General features: G+C 52.4%; 15 protein-coding genes. 9 read left to right on the forward strand and 6 right to left on the reverse strand.

Going from position 1 to position 16,407, the window contains the following annotated elements; all coding sequences use genetic code 11:
* Positions 1-7 precede the first annotated feature (7 nt).
* Positions 8-670 carry a fumarylacetoacetate hydrolase family protein gene (locus EOE65_RS05710; RefSeq protein ID WP_127693335.1) on the reverse strand — a complete coding sequence of 221 codons (663 nt, stop codon included), beginning with the start codon at positions 668-670 and terminating at the stop codon, positions 8-10.
* 52 nt (positions 671-722) lie between these two features.
* On the opposite strand from EOE65_RS05710, the gene EOE65_RS05715 reads away from it, so the two are divergent.
* On the forward strand, positions 723-1,052 hold the full coding sequence (locus EOE65_RS05715; protein WP_127693690.1) for a peptidylprolyl isomerase: 330 nt from the start codon (positions 723-725) through the stop codon (positions 1,050-1,052).
* A 4-nt stretch (positions 1,053-1,056) separates the two neighbouring features.
* Here EOE65_RS05715 and EOE65_RS05720 read toward each other — a convergent pair whose 3' ends face one another.
* Positions 1,057-2,358 (reverse strand): GGDEF domain-containing protein, encoded by a 1,302-nt coding sequence (locus EOE65_RS05720; protein WP_127693336.1) that lies wholly within the window; start codon positions 2,356-2,358, stop codon positions 1,057-1,059.
* Positions 2,359-2,444: 86 nt separating this feature from the next.
* Positions 2,445-3,653, reverse strand: a complete 1,209-nt coding sequence (locus tag EOE65_RS05725) for an MFS transporter (RefSeq protein ID WP_127693337.1) — start codon at positions 3,651-3,653, stop codon at positions 2,445-2,447.
* Positions 3,654-3,751: 98 nt separating this feature from the next.
* On the opposite strand from EOE65_RS05725, the gene EOE65_RS05730 reads away from it, so the two are divergent.
* The 3 genes from EOE65_RS05730 (at position 3,752) to serA (ending at position 6,431) form a co-directional block, all read left to right on the forward strand.
* On the forward strand, positions 3,752-4,633 hold the full coding sequence (locus EOE65_RS05730) for a LysR family transcriptional regulator (RefSeq protein ID WP_127693338.1): 882 nt from the start codon (positions 3,752-3,754) through the stop codon (positions 4,631-4,633).
* A gap of 52 nt (positions 4,634-4,685) precedes the next feature.
* Positions 4,686-4,967 (forward strand): pyrimidine/purine nucleoside phosphorylase, encoded by a 282-nt coding sequence (gene ppnP / locus EOE65_RS05735; protein WP_127693339.1) that lies wholly within the window; start codon positions 4,686-4,688, stop codon positions 4,965-4,967.
* 231 nt (positions 4,968-5,198) lie between these two features.
* Positions 5,199-6,431: a phosphoglycerate dehydrogenase gene (serA, locus tag EOE65_RS05740; protein ID WP_127693340.1), complete on the forward strand. Its 1,233-nt coding sequence runs from the start codon at positions 5,199-5,201 to the stop codon at positions 6,429-6,431.
* Between the two features lie 71 nt (positions 6,432-6,502).
* Here serA and EOE65_RS05745 read toward each other — a convergent pair whose 3' ends face one another.
* On the reverse strand, positions 6,503-7,468 hold the full coding sequence (locus tag EOE65_RS05745) for an alpha/beta hydrolase (protein ID WP_127693341.1): 966 nt from the start codon (positions 7,466-7,468) through the stop codon (positions 6,503-6,505).
* Positions 7,469-7,568: 100 nt separating this feature from the next.
* Between EOE65_RS05745 and EOE65_RS05750 the strand changes: the two genes are divergently transcribed.
* The 4 genes from EOE65_RS05750 to EOE65_RS05765 all read left to right on the forward strand — a co-directional run bounded on the left by EOE65_RS05750 (position 7,569) and on the right by EOE65_RS05765 (position 14,445).
* Positions 7,569-10,781 carry a mechanosensitive ion channel domain-containing protein gene (locus EOE65_RS05750; RefSeq protein ID WP_164847021.1) on the forward strand — a complete coding sequence of 1,071 codons (3,213 nt, stop codon included), beginning with the start codon at positions 7,569-7,571 and terminating at the stop codon, positions 10,779-10,781.
* Positions 10,782-10,812: 31 nt separating this feature from the next.
* Entirely contained in the window at positions 10,813-11,229 is a 417-nt protein-coding gene (locus tag EOE65_RS05755; protein ID WP_127693343.1) for an acyl-CoA thioesterase, read from the forward strand.
* 165 nt (positions 11,230-11,394) lie between these two features.
* Positions 11,395-13,572 carry a malate synthase G gene (locus EOE65_RS05760; protein WP_127693344.1) on the forward strand — a complete coding sequence of 726 codons (2,178 nt, stop codon included), beginning with the start codon at positions 11,395-11,397 and terminating at the stop codon, positions 13,570-13,572.
* Between the two features lie 141 nt (positions 13,573-13,713).
* Positions 13,714-14,445, forward strand: a complete 732-nt coding sequence (locus EOE65_RS05765) for a M48 family metallopeptidase (protein ID WP_127693345.1) — start codon at positions 13,714-13,716, stop codon at positions 14,443-14,445.
* Between the two features lie 21 nt (positions 14,446-14,466).
* Here EOE65_RS05765 and EOE65_RS05770 read toward each other — a convergent pair whose 3' ends face one another.
* Positions 14,467-14,931, reverse strand: coding sequence for a GNAT family N-acetyltransferase (locus tag EOE65_RS05770; RefSeq protein WP_164847022.1), 465 nt, complete (start codon positions 14,929-14,931; stop codon positions 14,467-14,469).
* Positions 14,928-15,431 (reverse strand): DUF6942 family protein, encoded by a 504-nt coding sequence (locus tag EOE65_RS05775; protein ID WP_127693347.1) that lies wholly within the window; start codon positions 15,429-15,431, stop codon positions 14,928-14,930. Before EOE65_RS05775 ends, EOE65_RS05770 begins: the two co-directional genes overlap by 4 nt.
* Positions 15,432-15,480: 49 nt before the next feature.
* On the opposite strand from EOE65_RS05775, the gene EOE65_RS05780 reads away from it, so the two are divergent.
* A complete protein-coding gene (locus tag EOE65_RS05780; protein WP_127693348.1) occupies positions 15,481-16,353 on the forward strand; it encodes a DMT family transporter in 873 nt (290 codons plus the stop codon).
* The last annotated feature ends 54 nt before the right edge of the window (positions 16,354-16,407 follow it).

The raw sequence follows: 16,407 nt of genomic DNA on the forward strand, positions 1-16,407 counted from the left end.
CTCTTAGTTAACGTACGGCGGTTGCAACGCGCAATAGATCCACCAGCTCCACAACCAACTGATCCCCTGCAGCAATCGGCCCAACGCCAGCCGGCGTGCCGGTGAGCACCACATCTCCCGGTTCAAGGGTAAAGTACTGGCTAATATGGCTTATCAGACCTAACACCGGATTAAGCATCAGCGCGCTATTACCGTTCTGGCGTGTCTCACCATTCACTGTTAAACGGATACCCACATCCTGCAGATCACTCACCGCGTCAGGTGGAATAAAAGCCGATAGAGGGCAGGAGCCGTCAAAAGCTTTCGCACGCTCCCAAGGGTGACCTTGCTCTTTAAGGCGCGATTGCACATCACGTAATGTTAGATCTAAGCCAAGGCCCACACCTGCGATCGCAGCCTTTGCGTCCTGTTCGCTCGCCTTTGATAGCGTCTCTCCAATTAAGATCGCCATCTCGGTTTCGAAGTGCACACTGCCGCGATCTTGTGGGATAGAAAACTCCTCTTCCATCGCAACGGCAGCACTCGCTGGCTTGATAAATAGGATTGGCTCACTCGGAATCGGATTATTCAGCTCTTTCGCATGGTCAGCAAAGTTGCGGCCCACGCAGACAATCTTCCCTAATGTTAAATCGCTTGCTTGTTCATCCACGAAGCGGTGTTGAAACGCCATAATCACTCCTCCTAGTTTGGTTTACGTATGATAACAGGTATCCTTGGCTAAGCTGTTCGCTTGGCGGCAGAAACTAACATCTATATTCAGGAGACTCATCATGGCTAGAGCACGCGCACGCCACCTACTGGTAGAAACCGAAGCACAATGTGAAGAATTAAAGCAGCAAATTGAAGCCGGTGCAGACTTTGCAGAGGTTGCTAAGCAGCACTCATCTTGCCCATCAGGCCGCCAAGGCGGTGACCTAGGTGAGTTTGGCCGCGGCCAGATGGTACCGGAGTTCGACCAAGTCGTATTTAGCGGCGAGTTGAACAAAGTTCACGGGCCGGTAAAAACACAGTTCGGCTACCACCTACTCGAGATCACGAGCCGCTCAGAATAATTGACTAACGGCGCGCGTAGTCTCGTTTCGAGCGGCGCGCCGTACTTTTGCGCGGTTTAGGCTCAGCCACTTTAGGTTGGGTACTAATAACCGTCTGATTACGCCCCGCCCCTTTCGCCTGATAAAGTGCCTGATCCGCTGACTTGATCACCGCATCAGGATTCGCATGAGTATCCTGCTTGTGTGCCGCACCAATACTAATGGTGACGGTAACAATTTCACTTTCGCTACCTTCATTGCGCCGCTGCTTGCCCGTTTCATTGTCTTTAGGCCGCTGGTCACCGCGAATGCGCATGGGATAATTGGCTATTATTTGGCGAACCTCTTCCAAAAAAGGTTCCGCCTCGTGCTCCTCTTTGCCAGCAAAGACTACGGTAAATTCTTCACCACCAAAGCGATAGGCTTTACCACCGCCACGCACTTGATTGATCTTAGCCGCCACCATCCGCAGCACCTGATCACCAACATCATGACCGTAGGTATCATTAAACTTTTTAAAATGGTCAATATCCATCATAGCGATCGTGTACTGCTTACCCAGTGTGGCGAGTTTATCGCGCAGAGCACGCCTTGCAGGTATACCGGTCAGTTCATCAATAAAGGCCATGTTGTAGCTGTTCTGCACAACTGATACCGAAAGCGCTAATAGCGCAGCCGATACAAACAGCGATGAGATCATCGCTTGGTCGAACCACACCAGCATCACCAGAGCCGCGCCCCATGCCGCTAAAATACCCGCATCTGCGTGGGTTTTACGCAACCCAAGAGATAACAACACCGGCAACAAAGACACACCAAATGCCCATGCCGCCGCATCGCTCAAAAAGGTCTGGGCGAAAGCCATCTCAATCATACTGGTGGGCAACGAGGGCAGCCAGTAAGCAAGTTCACCGCTTTGCTTCAGCGCGAAAAGGACCGCGTAGCCTAACAGCACGCCCACAACACGCGCACACCCCACCCATGTCAGCACGCCGCGCTCTTTATACCAGGCAATCAGCGCAAAATTGAGCGGCAATAACAGGGACAGAAGACTGAAGAGAACATAGTTATCTGGCCGCGCGAGGCTCGTTTGAAGTGATGTTTGGATCAGCAGATAGGCGCCACCCAAATTGAGCGCAGCTAACAGCACACGGCCGCGCTTAAATCCCACTCCCAAGGTCCCTGCAACAATGACAAGCAGATAAGGCAACAGCCCCAACATCTCTTGTTGCGTGCCGGAAAGCTGAGCAACAGACAGCAACGCCACACCCGCACCAACCAAAAGGGCCGCTGCTGGAAGAAGCAATGTGAGAAGCTGAAGTGCCAAGTGTAAGTCCTTAATCAGGCAAGAGTTTAGACTTACATTGTAGCCAACGGATGTGAAAAAAAAGAGTCCCCAGAAGGATACTGCACTTAAACGAGTGCGGTATGACTCGCAGCCCCCTGCCGCACGCTCACCACTCGCAATAAACACACAGCAAACAACGAAAGACTGAGCACCACGAGCGAGCCGACCACCACCCCTTGCCAGCCAGCCCACTGCCAGAACGGTTGGAGGTAAAAGCTCCCCAAGCTAGAGCCTAAGTAGTAAAACACCAAATAAAGTGATGAAGCACTCGCCTTCGCTACGCTAGCGCGATGGCTAACCCAACTACTAGCCGCAGAATGGGCGACAAAAAAGCCCAGCGCGTTGAGCAGAAAACCCATCAAAATAGCGGTGATGCCGGGCAGCAGCGTTACTAATGTACCGGTCATCAGGATACCGATCCCCACCAACATGATAATCGGCTGTGCTACGCGCTGAGCAACACGTCCAGCGATCGATGAGCCGATGGTTCCCGACAGGTAAGTCAGAAACAGCATCCCGAGCCAACCAGAGGACAAGCTGTAAGGAGCCTCAGCCAAGACAAAGGTGATAAAGCTGTACTGATTGACAAAAATCAGCATATTCAAACCACCGATGATATAAGCGATCAGCAGCAACGGATTACGCATATGGCCCATCAAGGGAGTGGCTAATGCACGCATACATAACGGCCTTGGCGCAAAGTGCTGCGAGCGCGGCAGCAACCAAACAAAGATGGCTAGCAGGGCTAGGCTCATCACTGCCATCACCCCAAAGACATGCTCCCAACCTAACCATTGCGCTGCCAGCCCGCCAATCAGACGTCCACCAATGCCACCTAGCGAATTACCGCTGATATAAAACCCCACCGCCAAGACCATCGCCTTATGACGGAACTCATCCCCCATATACGCCACCGCAATCGCTGGCAAACCACCGAGACATAAACCCTGCAAGGCACGTAGTAACAGCAGCTGATCATAGTTGCTAACATACGACAAAAGAAACGTCGTCAGCACCGCACCCACCATGCTGGTGACCATCACGCTCTTGCGCCCCACCACATCAGATAGGGGGCCATAAACTAATAATGATAAGCCCAGTGTTAGCGTTGTTACCGTCAAGCTCATGCTCGCTTGTAACTCCGAGATCTCGAAAGCCTCAGCGAGTGTCGGCAGTAACGGTTGCGTCACATATACGTTGGCAAAAATCATAAATGACCCGAGACAAAGCGCGAGGGTTGCACGCCAAAACTCACGGCTGCCAGCATCAATCATGGTGGTTCTCTGCATTAGGAAAATATGCAGTAACGATAGACAACACCCAAAAATCAGTAAAATATATAGTTATTATCAAAGTCATCAAAAATATTGATATGGATATTAAACAACTCCGCTACTTCGAGGCGGTGGCTAAACACCTCAGTTTTTCGCGAGCGGCCGAGCATCTACATATTGCCCAACCTGCGCTCAGCATGTCGATCAAGAAACTTGAGCAGCAGCTAGCGCTCACACTGTTTCACCGTAGTGATCGTAAAATCAGCCTCACCGATGAGGGCAACGAACTACTGCGCCATGCACGCGTAATCCTACGCAACATGGCCGACGCCGAGCACGCCATGCAGCAGCTACGCGGCATACAGCGGGGCGTTGTGCGTGTGGGTATCCCCAGCATGTTAGGTTCCTATCACTTTCCGCCGATTCTAATGGCTTTCAAACATCGCTACCCCGAACTAGACCTCGAGGTGATAGAAGGAGGTACATGGCAGATCCAACAACAGCTCGAACGGGGTGAGCTGGATTTGGGTGTCATCGTTGCGGAGCTCGTTCCCGACTCGCTCTGTGCAACGGTATTTTTGCAGCAAGAGGTGATGGTGACTGTTAGCCGCGAGCACCCACTCGCCGCCCAGCAACAGGTCACCGCCAAACAGTTCTTTGAGCAAGAGTTAGTCATGTTTAAAGAGGGCTATTTTCATCGTAAAGTCGTTGACCGACTCGCCAACCAGACAGGCGCTACGCCGAAGATCAGCTTTGAAACCAACCTTGTTCCGTTGATTAAGTCGATCGTCAAACAGGGGTTTGGCATCTCCACACTCCTTGGAATGGCAGTTGACGATGACCAAGACCTTGTTGCCTTACCCTTCGCCGAACCAGTGATTCTTGACCTATCACTTGCTTGGAGCCGAGATAGGCATCTGTCGGTCGCTAACCAAACCTTCCTAGATTTTGTTTTGGAGCACAGCTGCGCAAATAAGTAGCCAAGGCCTGAGCAACTGCCTATGATGCCCCCATTAGATAAGGAGAAACCTGATGTTAAATGTAAATGAGTACTTCGACGGCCAAGTAAAATCTATCGGCTTTGAAAACAACGAAGGGCAAGTGACGGCAGGCGTCATGGCACCGGGCGAATACGAATTTGGCACAAGTCAGAACGAGCTGATGAAGGTGGTCAGCGGTGAACTGATCGTTAAGCTGCCAAACGAAAGTGATTTCTCAAACTACCCGGCTGGCACTGAGTTCCGTGTTGCTGCAGGTGCAAAGTTTCAGCTGAAAGTCGAACAAGCAACAGCTTACATCTGCATTTATAGCTAAGCTAGATGACTCCTGCGCCCGCCGAAAGCCATGCGCTTGGGCGCAATTTCCCTCCCCGTTAGGTTTAAATTTATTCACCTTTGCGTGAATTATTTTCTGCCTACCGAGCCCCCTCAAGCCCCCATTTTCGCCATTTGCTGTGCTAAGATACGGCTCCTTACATAAATTAAGGTTGCCTAATACTTTCGTATAAGCGACCAACGTCTGGTAAAAAACGAAGAGTTGCAGGAAATGAGCAAAGTTACTTCCCTGGATAAGAGCAAAATCAAAATTCTGTTGTTGGAAGGCGTACACCAGTCCGCTATCGACACGCTGAACTCCCAAGGCTACACCAACATCGAATTTCACACCGGCTCGTTACCGGAAGAGGAGCTCATTGAGCGAATCGCAGATGTTCACTTCATCGGTATTCGTTCCCGTACTCAGCTAACAGAGCAGGTTTTCGCTGCGGCGCAAAAACTCGTTGCTGTTGGTTGCTTCTGTATCGGTACCAACCAAGTCGACCTAACGGCAGCAACACGCCAAGGTGTTGCCGTCTTTAACGCACCGTACTCAAACACACGCTCTGTGGCTGAGCTTGTGCTGGCAGAAGCGATTCTGTTATTGCGAGGTGTGGCTGAGAAAAATGCCAAAGCACATCGCGGTGTTTGGCTAAAATCTGCGAAAAACTCTTATGAGATTCGTGGTAAGAAGCTAGGTATTGTTGGTTACGGCAGCATCGGCTCTCAGCTGAGCGTCCTTGCTGAGTCGATGGGTATGGAGGTTTACTTCCACGACACCGTCAACAAGCTGGCGCTGGGTAATGCGAAGCAGACAGCCGACCTTAACGAGCTACTGCGCACCTGTGACATCGTCACACTGCACGTTCCAGAGACGGATTCCACCAAAGATATGATGGGCGCAGCTCAGTTTGAACAGATGAAAGATGGAGCCATCTTTATCAACGCCGCTCGCGGTACTGTTGTTGTGATCGATGATCTTTGCGATGCACTGCGCGCAGGTAAACTGCACGGCGCAGCTATCGACGTATTCCCAGTTGAGCCACGCTCTAACGACGATGAGTTCATCTCGCCGCTGCGCGAGTTTGACAACGTTATCCTGACGCCTCACGTGGGTGGCTCTACGATGGAAGCGCAGGAGAATATCGGTTACGAAGTTGCTGAGAAACTGGTTAAGTACAGCGATAACGGCTCATCTATTACTTCTGTTAACTTCCCAGAAGTAGCGCTTCCAGAGCACCCGAATGTTCACCGCTTGTTGCACGTGCACAGCAATATCCCTGGTGTACTATCGGCGATCAACAACGTGTTCTCTGAGAACAATATCAACATCTCTGGTCAGTACCTACAAACCAACGATAAAGTCGGTTATGTGGTGATCGACGTTGATGCAGACTGCTCAGATGTTGCTCTTGAAAAGCTCCTAACCATCGATGGCACTATTCGCTGCCGCCGCTTGTTCTAAGGTAGCCATGCGCTAGGGTAAATATGCTCTAGGCGATAAGATCGAAGAAAGGGTGCCTCAGGCGCCCTTTTTTATGGTGTGTTTTCCGCCTCAGCTTGCACATTTGCAAGCCGAGCACGAATATGTGCAAACACTTGCTGACGCCACAGTGGCGCCTCATTGACCAAATGATGTCGTGCGCCGTCGACCAAGTGGATGGCCTCTGCCGGCACACAGGTACGCAAACGCAGTACGTTGTGCTGCCAATCCACTGTTTTATCTCCTGTTCCCTGAATAACGCAGCCGTTCTCAAGCGTCAGTGTTTCGCCCTCTAATTCACGAATCCAATCCAGCATCGCCCCAATCCAGCGTACTGAAATCCAATGTTTGGCAAGCGGGTCTTGATCACGCACAAAGGGTAAAAAGCGCTCATCATGGCTGTTTTCACTGTAGAAACGGCGCACGCGCTTCAGCCATAAATGCATCAGCTGGTAACGCAGGCGAATACTCTGAAAGCCTGCGGGGCGAATCAGTGGTGCGAGCAAAATACGCTGGTCAATCTTACGAGCCGGTTCACGGTGGCGGCGCTGATGTTCCAGTATGATGGCGCCGCCCGTGCTTTGGCCGATCAAGGTGCAAGCCCCCTCTGGGGATACTTGGCCCAACACCCGCTCTAAAGCGTCCACATAATGGCCGAACGTATCGATTGCATAAGGCTCGCCACCAGAGAGTCCATGACCGGGAAGGTCAAAGCTGTAGACTTGAAAGCCCTGCGCCAATAGATCACTGATTAGGTGGCCATACAAACCCACATGGTCCATGTAACCGTGCAAAACAACCACATTGGCACGGCACTTACCCGGCTTTGCAAAGCGCTGCACCGCAACGCGTTCACCATTCTCAACCAAGCACTGCACATCACATTGCACCTCATCTAACCACGGCAGGAAGCCGTAGAGAGACCAGTAGCTACGCCAGACATCTGGGTTGGCCGGTTGCCACCCCGCCGTCGCCGCGGGCAATTGGTTGATCAGTACAGCAGGGTTAAAATCACTCACAATGAAACTCGCATAAACACAGGCACTTTCTATTACTTTAGTCGTCACACAAGCTATGATCTGCTATTACTATCGTGCTTGCACCAACCAACAGGATTTTATGGGATATCTCAGCCGCATTATCTTCGCCCTCCTTCTACTTTTCAGCAACTGGGCTTTGGCCTCAAATATTGACGCCATTGAGCAGTACAAAAGCAAAATAGCGCAACTCCCACAGGATGAGTCCCCCGCGACACAAGCACAGCGTGAGCTGTTCCAGCAGATTGTTACGGTCTACCAAGAAGCCGTTGATGCAGACCGCAAAGCTGAGCAGCTCAAAGCGCGACTAGAAGAGCAACCTCAACTGATCGCCACGCTGGAGCAACAGATCCAACAGCCGACACCCAGTGTGGATCAAAAAGCCTTGAGCCGTGATGATGTCGACCAACTCGAGCAGCGCCACACCCTTGCAAAAGCCAAACTACTTGAGCTCGAACAGAAACGCAGTTTACTGCAAAAAAGGATCAACGCTGCCGATCAAACACTCATCTCCCGCCGCGAACGCCTAGTGGAGCTCAAGCAAACACCCATTGCCGACAACGAAAACCGCACATCGGAGCTAAACGAAGCTCAGTTTGCACGCCGCAACAGCCGCGTCTCGGCAATCGAGCTAGAGCTGCTCACACTGCCGGGTGAAAACGAGATCGACCGTTTAACGCTGGACGGTTTAGAACGCGAGATACAACACCAGAAAACGCTGATCACCACACTGCGCACTCTGATCCAAGACAAGCGTCGTGCCGATGCAGAAGAGGCCGCCGGTGCAACGTTGCCGGCAGATAGCAGCGCCAACCAGCACCCACTTTTGGCCGCGCTCGCCGAAGAGAATAAGCAGTTAGGCCAGCGCTTGCTATGGGTGAACACCAAATCTGAGGATGCATTCGGCAAACGCAGTGAGCTGGAGTTAAAGCTCTCTATCGTGTCGCAAAGCTACACCACCATCCAGCAGCACTTGCAGTTGAGCTCGCAACCGGTTGGCACCGAACTACGGCGCTTTACGCGCAATTTAGCCAAACCGATTGATACGGCAGAAACCCAGAAAAGCATCAATGACCTGCGCGTGCTGAACCTAGAGATCAGCAATGCGTTTATCGAGTCACGCAAAATTACCGCACGGCCACCCGCTGCACTTGATGAGCCCCAAAGCAAGCAATACATCGCCCTCAAACAGGACAAAACCGAGCTGCTGCAGCGGCTGCGCGAATCCAGTGCCCGCGCACTCGACGAAGTATCGCAGCTATTGAGTGTGCAAGAGCAGATCAACAAACAAGCGGAACTAGGCCGCCGGCTGATCACGCAAGACCTGCTCTGGGTGCCGAGCATTCGTCCGGTCAGCACCAACTGGTTTACTGAGATCACGCAAAGCGTTGGCCCTCTGCTTTCGATGCTAGCACCGAAAGCACAAACCCCTTTGTTCCAAGAGCAATCAAAATGGCTGCCCAAGCTTAGTGCGCTGTTAGCTCTGACGATTTTGTCTGCCACCATCTTGCGCCGCTACCGACGCAAGAGTCGCAAATGGGGTGAGCAGATTGGTAATGTTATGCACGACCGTTTCGGTCACACCTTTAACCTCGTGTGGATGCCCATCGCGATTGCACTCCCTATCGTAGGTCTGGTTTGGTTGGTGACCAAAAAAGTGATTAACCAGAGTGCTTGGGTGATCCCGTTTGAATCGCTCGGGCCGCTGCTTGCCGCTATCACCGGCGCATATCTGCTGATGATACTGTGGCTAAGTACGCCAAATGGGCTGCTCGTTTCCCATCTCGGTGTGCCAGAGAAGCTAGCGGATACGCTACGCCGTTTACTGCACCCGCTCTACTGGATCAGCACACCGTTGCTGAGCCTTTTGCTACTGACCGATCAAAGCGGTGCACCGGAGCAAAGCTCTGGCGTCGGTCGACTGCTCTTTATCGGCTTAGCGCTACTACTGACCTTCTTCTGGGCAGCGTTGTGGAAAGTCGCGCCGCAAATTGACCAAGCAACACAACGAAACGCATGGTGGCAAAATGCGCGGCTCTGGCTGGCCTCCATGGTCGGGCTTCACCTAGCGATGATCGTCGGCGCACTCTTAGGGTACGTATTCACTGGCGTGGCGATGATGGTCATTCTGGGAGTACTGGTCGGCATCTTGTTCACAACGTTCCTGTTCTTCAAGCTGGGGACACGCTGGCTGCTGATTGAGGAGCGCCGTTTAGCATTTTCCCGCGCGAAAGCGCGCCGCAATGAGATTCTGGAAGCGCGCGAGAAAAACGAAGATGTTCCGCCGTTAACCGAGAACTACATCGATCTACAGACCATCTCGGAACAAGCACGAGTACTCTTAAAAGCGGCCACGCTGATCATCTTCTTATCACTGGTTTGGCTGCTGCTGAAAAACGCACTGCCAACGCTGGATGTATTAGATAAAGTTACGCTTTGGAGCAATGACATCACCACCGCCAATGGCGTAATCCCAGAGACCATCACGCTGAAGAACCTCCTCTTCGGCATCGCCACGATTACGCTGTGTATCGTTGCAGCGTACAACTTACCCGGCGTGTTCGAGCTACTGGTGTTACGTCATCTGACGCTTAGCCCCGGCACCTCTTTCGCGATCACTACGATCAGTAAGTATCTGTTGATCGTGATCAGCATCATTGCAGGCTCCAGCCAACTGGGGCTCGAATGGTCGAAGCTACAGTGGCTCATCGCAGCACTGGGTGTTGGTCTAGGTTTTGGTCTTCAGGAGATCGTGGCGAACTTCGTCTCCGGTGTGATTATCCTGTTCGAAAAGCCGATTCGCATTGGTGATACGGTCACCATCGGTGGCTACAGCGGTACCGTCACGAATATTCAAATGCGTGCCACAACCATCGCTGACTGGGACCGTAAAGAGATCATCATCCCCAATAAGACCTTTATCACAGACCAACTGATTAACTGGTCGCTCTCTGATCCGATCACTCGTGTGGTGCTTAAAGTTGGGCTAGCTTACGGCTCAGACACCAGCCACGCTCGCGAGCTGTTGCTGGCAGCCGCCAACCAACATGAGCGCGTTCTAAAAGACCCCGCGCCAGAAGCTTACTTCCTCGCTTTTGGTGCAAGCTCTTTAGATATGGAGTTGCGTCTGTACGTTAACTCCCTCAGCGACCGCCTCGCGGTGACGCATGAATTAAATGAGATCATTGACCGACAATTCAAAGAGGCCGGATTAGAGATCGCCTTCCCGCAGCTGGACGTGCACCTCTACCCGCAAACCCAATCGCCGGATACCCCCTCGCCTAAAGGGGCTTAGCAGGGGAAGCCATGCAACACAGGATGAGACGATGGAAAATCAGCAAGGCACGTTAATTTATCAATGTGAGCTACCCGTGCGCTGGGGGGATATGGACGCATATGGGCATGTGAACAATGCCGTCTATATACGCTATCTTGAGGAAGCTCGCGTTCAGATGCTCGTCAAGATGGGCGCAAACCTTGATGGTAGCGGCATCGATCCGGTGGTTATCAACGTGGGTTGCACCTTTTTAAAACCCGTTGTGTATCCAGCCACACTGCGTATCGACTGTTTTGTGAAAGACCCTGGCCGTTCCAGTTTTATGACCACCTATCAGCTTTTCGACACTCGCCAGCCTGACGAGCCGGTTGGCGAGGGCTATGCCAAAGTCGTTTGGATGGATCACCACACCGGTCGATCTGTGCCACTTCCCGAGGCGATAAGAGCTCAAATAACCCCATCATAAGGCCGACAAACCCTCTCATACTTTAGGCTCGAAAGCGCCCCTGAGGGGGCGACAGCACGCTGCCCTTACGCTATTTTTGCGTTGCACAATTGTGTTTATAAAAAACGACCGGCCACGGATGCCTCGCTCCGGACCGGATCACATACTAATTGAGGCAGTATTACTATGAGTCAAAGGGTACAGACTGGCGGCCTAAACGTCGCACAAGGTCTTTTCGATTTCGTTAATAACGAAGCTATTCCAGGCACTGGCGTTTCTAGCGAACAGTTCTGGAGCGCTTTAGATGCCATCGTTCACGACTTGGCACCGCGCAACCGCGAGCTACTCGCAAAGCGGGACGACCTGCAACAGCAGATCGATGCGTGGCACCTCGCCCGTAAAGGGCAGCCGCTGGATATGGCTGAATACAAGGCTTTCCTAACCTCTATCGGTTACCTATTGCCAGAGGGCGAGGACTTCACCGCTGAAACCACCGACGTTGATCCAGAGATGGCAACGATGGCTGGCCCACAGCTCGTTGTTCCTGTGATGAATGCACGCTTTGCCCTGAACGCAGCCAATGCGCGTTGGGGTAGCTTGTATGATGCACTTTACGGCACCGATGCGATCTCTGACGAAGGTGGCGCTGAAGCCGGCAAAACGTACAACCCAGCACGCGGCGCGAAATGCATCGCATTTGCGCGTAACTTCTTGGATGAAGCCGCACCACTAGCACAGGGTTCCCACAAGGACTCCACCAGCTACCGTGTGGCGAACGGCGCACTCGTCGTAGCACTAGCAGATGGCAGTGAAACCGGTCTAGCTCAACCTGAAAAGCTGGTGGCCTTCCAAGGTGATGCAGCAGCGCCGTCCTGTGTTTTGTTGAAGAACAACGGCCTGCACTTCGAGATCCAGATCGATCGCGACAGCCAAATCGGCAAAGACGACGCGGCTGGCGTTAAAGACGTACTGATGGAATCTGCACTGACCACTATCATGGACTGTGAAGACTCCGTTGCTGCGGTAGATGCCGACGACAAAGTTGTGGTTTATCGCAACTGGCTAGGGCTTATGAAAGGCGACCTAGCGGAAGAGGTCAGCAAAGGTGGTAAAACCTTTACCCGCGTGATGAACCCTGATCGCGAATACACCGCGCTCGATGGTTCAGCACTGACGCTAAAAGGCCGCAGCCTGATGTTCGTGCGTAACGTGGGTCACTTGATGACAAACAGCGCAATCATCGACAGCGCAGGCAACGAAGTACCAGAAGGCATTATGGATGCCATGATGACCACACTGGTATCGCTGCACGATATGAAAGGTTTGGGTCAATTCCGCAACACCACAACAGGCTCTATGTACATCGTAAAACCGAAGATGCATGGCCCTGAAGAAGTAGCCTTCTCGAACGAGCTATTTGGCCGTGTAGAAGATGCGCTTGGCCTTGCGCGCTTTACCCTCAAGATGGGCATCATGGATGAAGAGCGCCGTACTACGGTGAACCTCAAAGAGTGTATCCGGGCCGCCAAAGAGCGCGTGGTGTTTATCAACACCGGTTTCCTTGATCGTACCGGTGATGAGATCCACACCTCAATGGAAGCAGGCCCAATGGTCCGCAAAGGCGAAATGAAAGGCGCTAAGTGGATCTCAGCTTACGAAGACTGGAACGTAGACACTGGCCTGATGTGCGGCCTAAGTGGGCGTGCTCAGATCGGTAAAGGTATGTGGGCGATCCCTGACCAGATGGCCAACATGCTAGAAGCGAAGATCGGCCACCCGTTGTCGGGCGCAAATACCGCATGGGTACCATCGCCAACGGCAGCAACACTGCACGCACTGCACTATCACAAGGTCGATGTGTTTGCGCGCCAAGCCGAGCTACGTAGCCGTCCGCGTGCGAGCCTAGACGACATCCTAACGATCCCTGTTGAACAGAACCCTAGCTGGTCTGCCGCAGAGATCCAAGCCGAGCTCGACAACAACGCACAAGGCCTGCTGGGCTATGTTGTGCGCTGGGTCGACCAAGGTGTTGGCTGCTCGAAAGTGCCAGATATCAATAACGTTGGCCTAATGGAAGACCGTGCCACGCTGCGTATCTCCAGCCAACATATCGCCAACTGGTTACACCACAGCATTTGCTCAAAAGAGCAGGTCATGGAAACCCTCAAGCGTATGGCGGCTGTCGTGGACGAGCAAAACGCTGGTGATGCGGAGTACCGTCCAATGGCGGCAGATTTTGAAGGCAGTGTCGCATTTGCAGCCGCATGTGAACTCGTCTTTGAAGGCTGTGCACAACCTGCCGGTTATACCGAGCCGGTGCTGCACCGTCGCCGTTTAGAGGCAAAAGAGAAGTTCGGCGCTTAATCTTTTAAGCACGTAATCAAGCCCTGCAATGTCTGAGTGCATTCGCGGGGCTTTTTTATGCGCCCAAGCTATTGCACCGCTTGGGCCTGCAGAGAAAATTCGCTATCGTAGCAGCTATTCACTAGCACGAAGGAACTAGCCATGAAACGGATCGCCGTTACCATCGCAACATGGGTTGCCCTCTCTTTACCACTCTCTGGCTGTATGAACCAAACATCCGTTGCCGCACTCGGAGATGCCTTCAAAGCAGCAACACTAACCGATAGCGCAGCCAAAGAGATGGCGGCACAAGCCACCGTACAGATGGACAAAAAGAACCCTGTGTTACCGGCAAACCACCCCTATAGCCGCCGGTTAGCGAAAATCGTAGCGCCTTTCAAAAATGAAGATGGCCTTGCACTCAACTTTAAGGTTTACGATGCTAAACAAGTCAACGCATTTGCGATGGCCAACGGCACCGTACGCGTATACCGCGGCCTGTTAGACAACTTCACCGACGATGAAGTGCGCTTTGTGATCGGCCACGAGATTGGTCATGTGAAGCTGGGCCACTCACTCAAAGCGATGCGCACCGCCTACGCAACATCAGCTGTACGTAAAGGATTAGCAAGCCAAGGCGGCCTTGCTGGGCAGCTCTCGGCATCACAGCTCGGCGCTTTAGGCGAGCAGCTGGTGAACTCAAAGTTTTCTCGCACCCAAGAGACTGAATCCGACACCTACGCCGTTAGCTTCATGAAAAAGCATGGCTTTGATCCGCGCGCAGGCCTATCGGTTATGCAGAAGTTCTACAAAATGGACGGAGGCAAACGCAGTATCCTATCCAGCCACCCCGCCTCTAAAGACCGCGAAGAGCATATTGAAAATTTGTTGTGAGCCTTTGATAGGAAGAATGCACTACACTGGCGCCTTCACCATCACACTATTGGTCAGAAACTCACCAGCGCGCTCAATGTGCTGGCGCTTGATTGCCTTATATCCCCAGTGGCGGAAAACAGGCTCTGCTGCCAGCGATGCTTCTACCCACACCTGCTCCACCTTATTGGCCTTTACCGCGCTAAGAAAGGCACGGTGTAGCTCGCTGGCAATGCCCTGCCCTTGGTAAGCAGGATCAATGTATAGGCAATTTAAATATCCTTGCGGTTGATAGATGATAAAACCCAGTAGCTGGGTACCACAAAAAAGGCCTAACCCTTTTTCTGCGGTAAGTAAGGTGCACCAGCCCTTTGGCTGAGGGCCGATCCATGCTTGTTTTTCAGCAGACGAGTAAAGCGATTGGTCTATTGCGTTGATTGCTGCACAAAAGAGCAGCTGCATAGCTGCAGCATCGCTTGGTCGAAGCGTACGTAACTGTATGTTCATACGCGATTCTGCAAACGCGGTTGCAGCCATTCGCGCGCGCTTGTTACCAAGCTATTGGGAAACTGGCGATAATCAAAATATGGCGTGCAAAGCGTCTGGTTATCCACAAACAGTTTCGCATGCTTGTCGATCACTTCTAGCGTTTTGGTGTTGCAGGCTAGCACCTCCCAACTCGCTTTGCCGGCCACAATGCGCAGTTCAGAGCCGGTCGGCGCACTGGCCAAGCGTATTTGTGCAGCGCGATGCATGAGGTGATGATCCCGATAGTGACGCCAATCATCTGCCAACGGTGCGAGCAGCTTGGCGTAGATTGAAAAGATCTTGCGCCAGTGGTTTCCATTAAGAGCGATAAGTTCGGCAATGTTCAACTGGTCACCTTGGCTGGGTTCAACTGGTAGTAGCGGTAAAGTGGCTGTGTATAACACAATGATGGGCTCGTCCGCGCCAAGGGCCACCAGCGTGTTAGCACCGTTGATATTGCTGTAGTGGGTTTGGATCATCGTTTATCCTAGGCGTTTTCCGTTCGCTTGACTTCAGATAGGTGGTGAGATGTCAGCACACCAACAAGGGCTTTTATTCGCGTTTTTTGGCGCATTGGTGTTGAGCTTCGATGCCATGCTCATCCGCTTGGCAGATACCAGCGAGTGGCAGGTACTGTTTTGGCGCGGCGGATTGATCGCCATTGCGTTTGGTATCCTAACATGGCTTTTTAAGCAGCGTATTGTTTACCCTAGCCAGCCGCACTTATGGTTTGCCATCTTCGCGATAGCACTGATGTATGGCCTTAATACCACGCTATTTGTCTATGCGGTTAGCCATACCAGTACAGCTAATACGGTTGTTATTCTTGCCAGCTCGCCACTGTTTGCGGCACTTTTTTCGCGGCTCTTTCTACAGGAGCGGCTCGCGCTGCGCACATTACTGACCATTGCTGTCGCGTTTGTTGGCGTGGTCAGCATTGTGTATCAGTCGTTAGGAAGCGGCCACTTAAACGGCGATTTGGCAGCACTGGCGTTGGCCATATCGATGGGAGCCGTCCTTACCGCACTACGTTGCTTCGCGTCTCTACCACTGTTCCCGATTATTGCGCTATCCGGCGTGGTGGCTGCCGTGTTAGCACTGCTGAACATCGAGGTTGCGCCGCTGGATATTCGCTGGCAACAAGCCCAATGGCTGCTAATTATGGGCGCTATTCAGATCCCATTGGCAACGTGGTTGCTGATGTCGGCAACGCGCCTACTACCCTCAGCGGAGGTGAGCCTGTTTTTACTCATCGAAACCGTGTTTGGGCCGGTGTGGGTTTGGCTTGCCGTCAATGAAGCGGTGCCAGAGAACACACTTTTCGGTGGTACACTGATTCTAGGCGCGATCAGCTTAAACAGCGTGATAACGTTAGTGAAGCAAAAAAACCGAACCTCTTAGCATAGGTAGCGTCTTAAAAGTTAGAGCATATTCACCCAATGCAGAAGGAGGCCC

The organism is Neptunomonas marina, from assembly GCF_004005935.1.
GTDB lineage: Bacteria > Pseudomonadota > Gammaproteobacteria > Pseudomonadales > Balneatricaceae > Neptunomonas > Neptunomonas marina.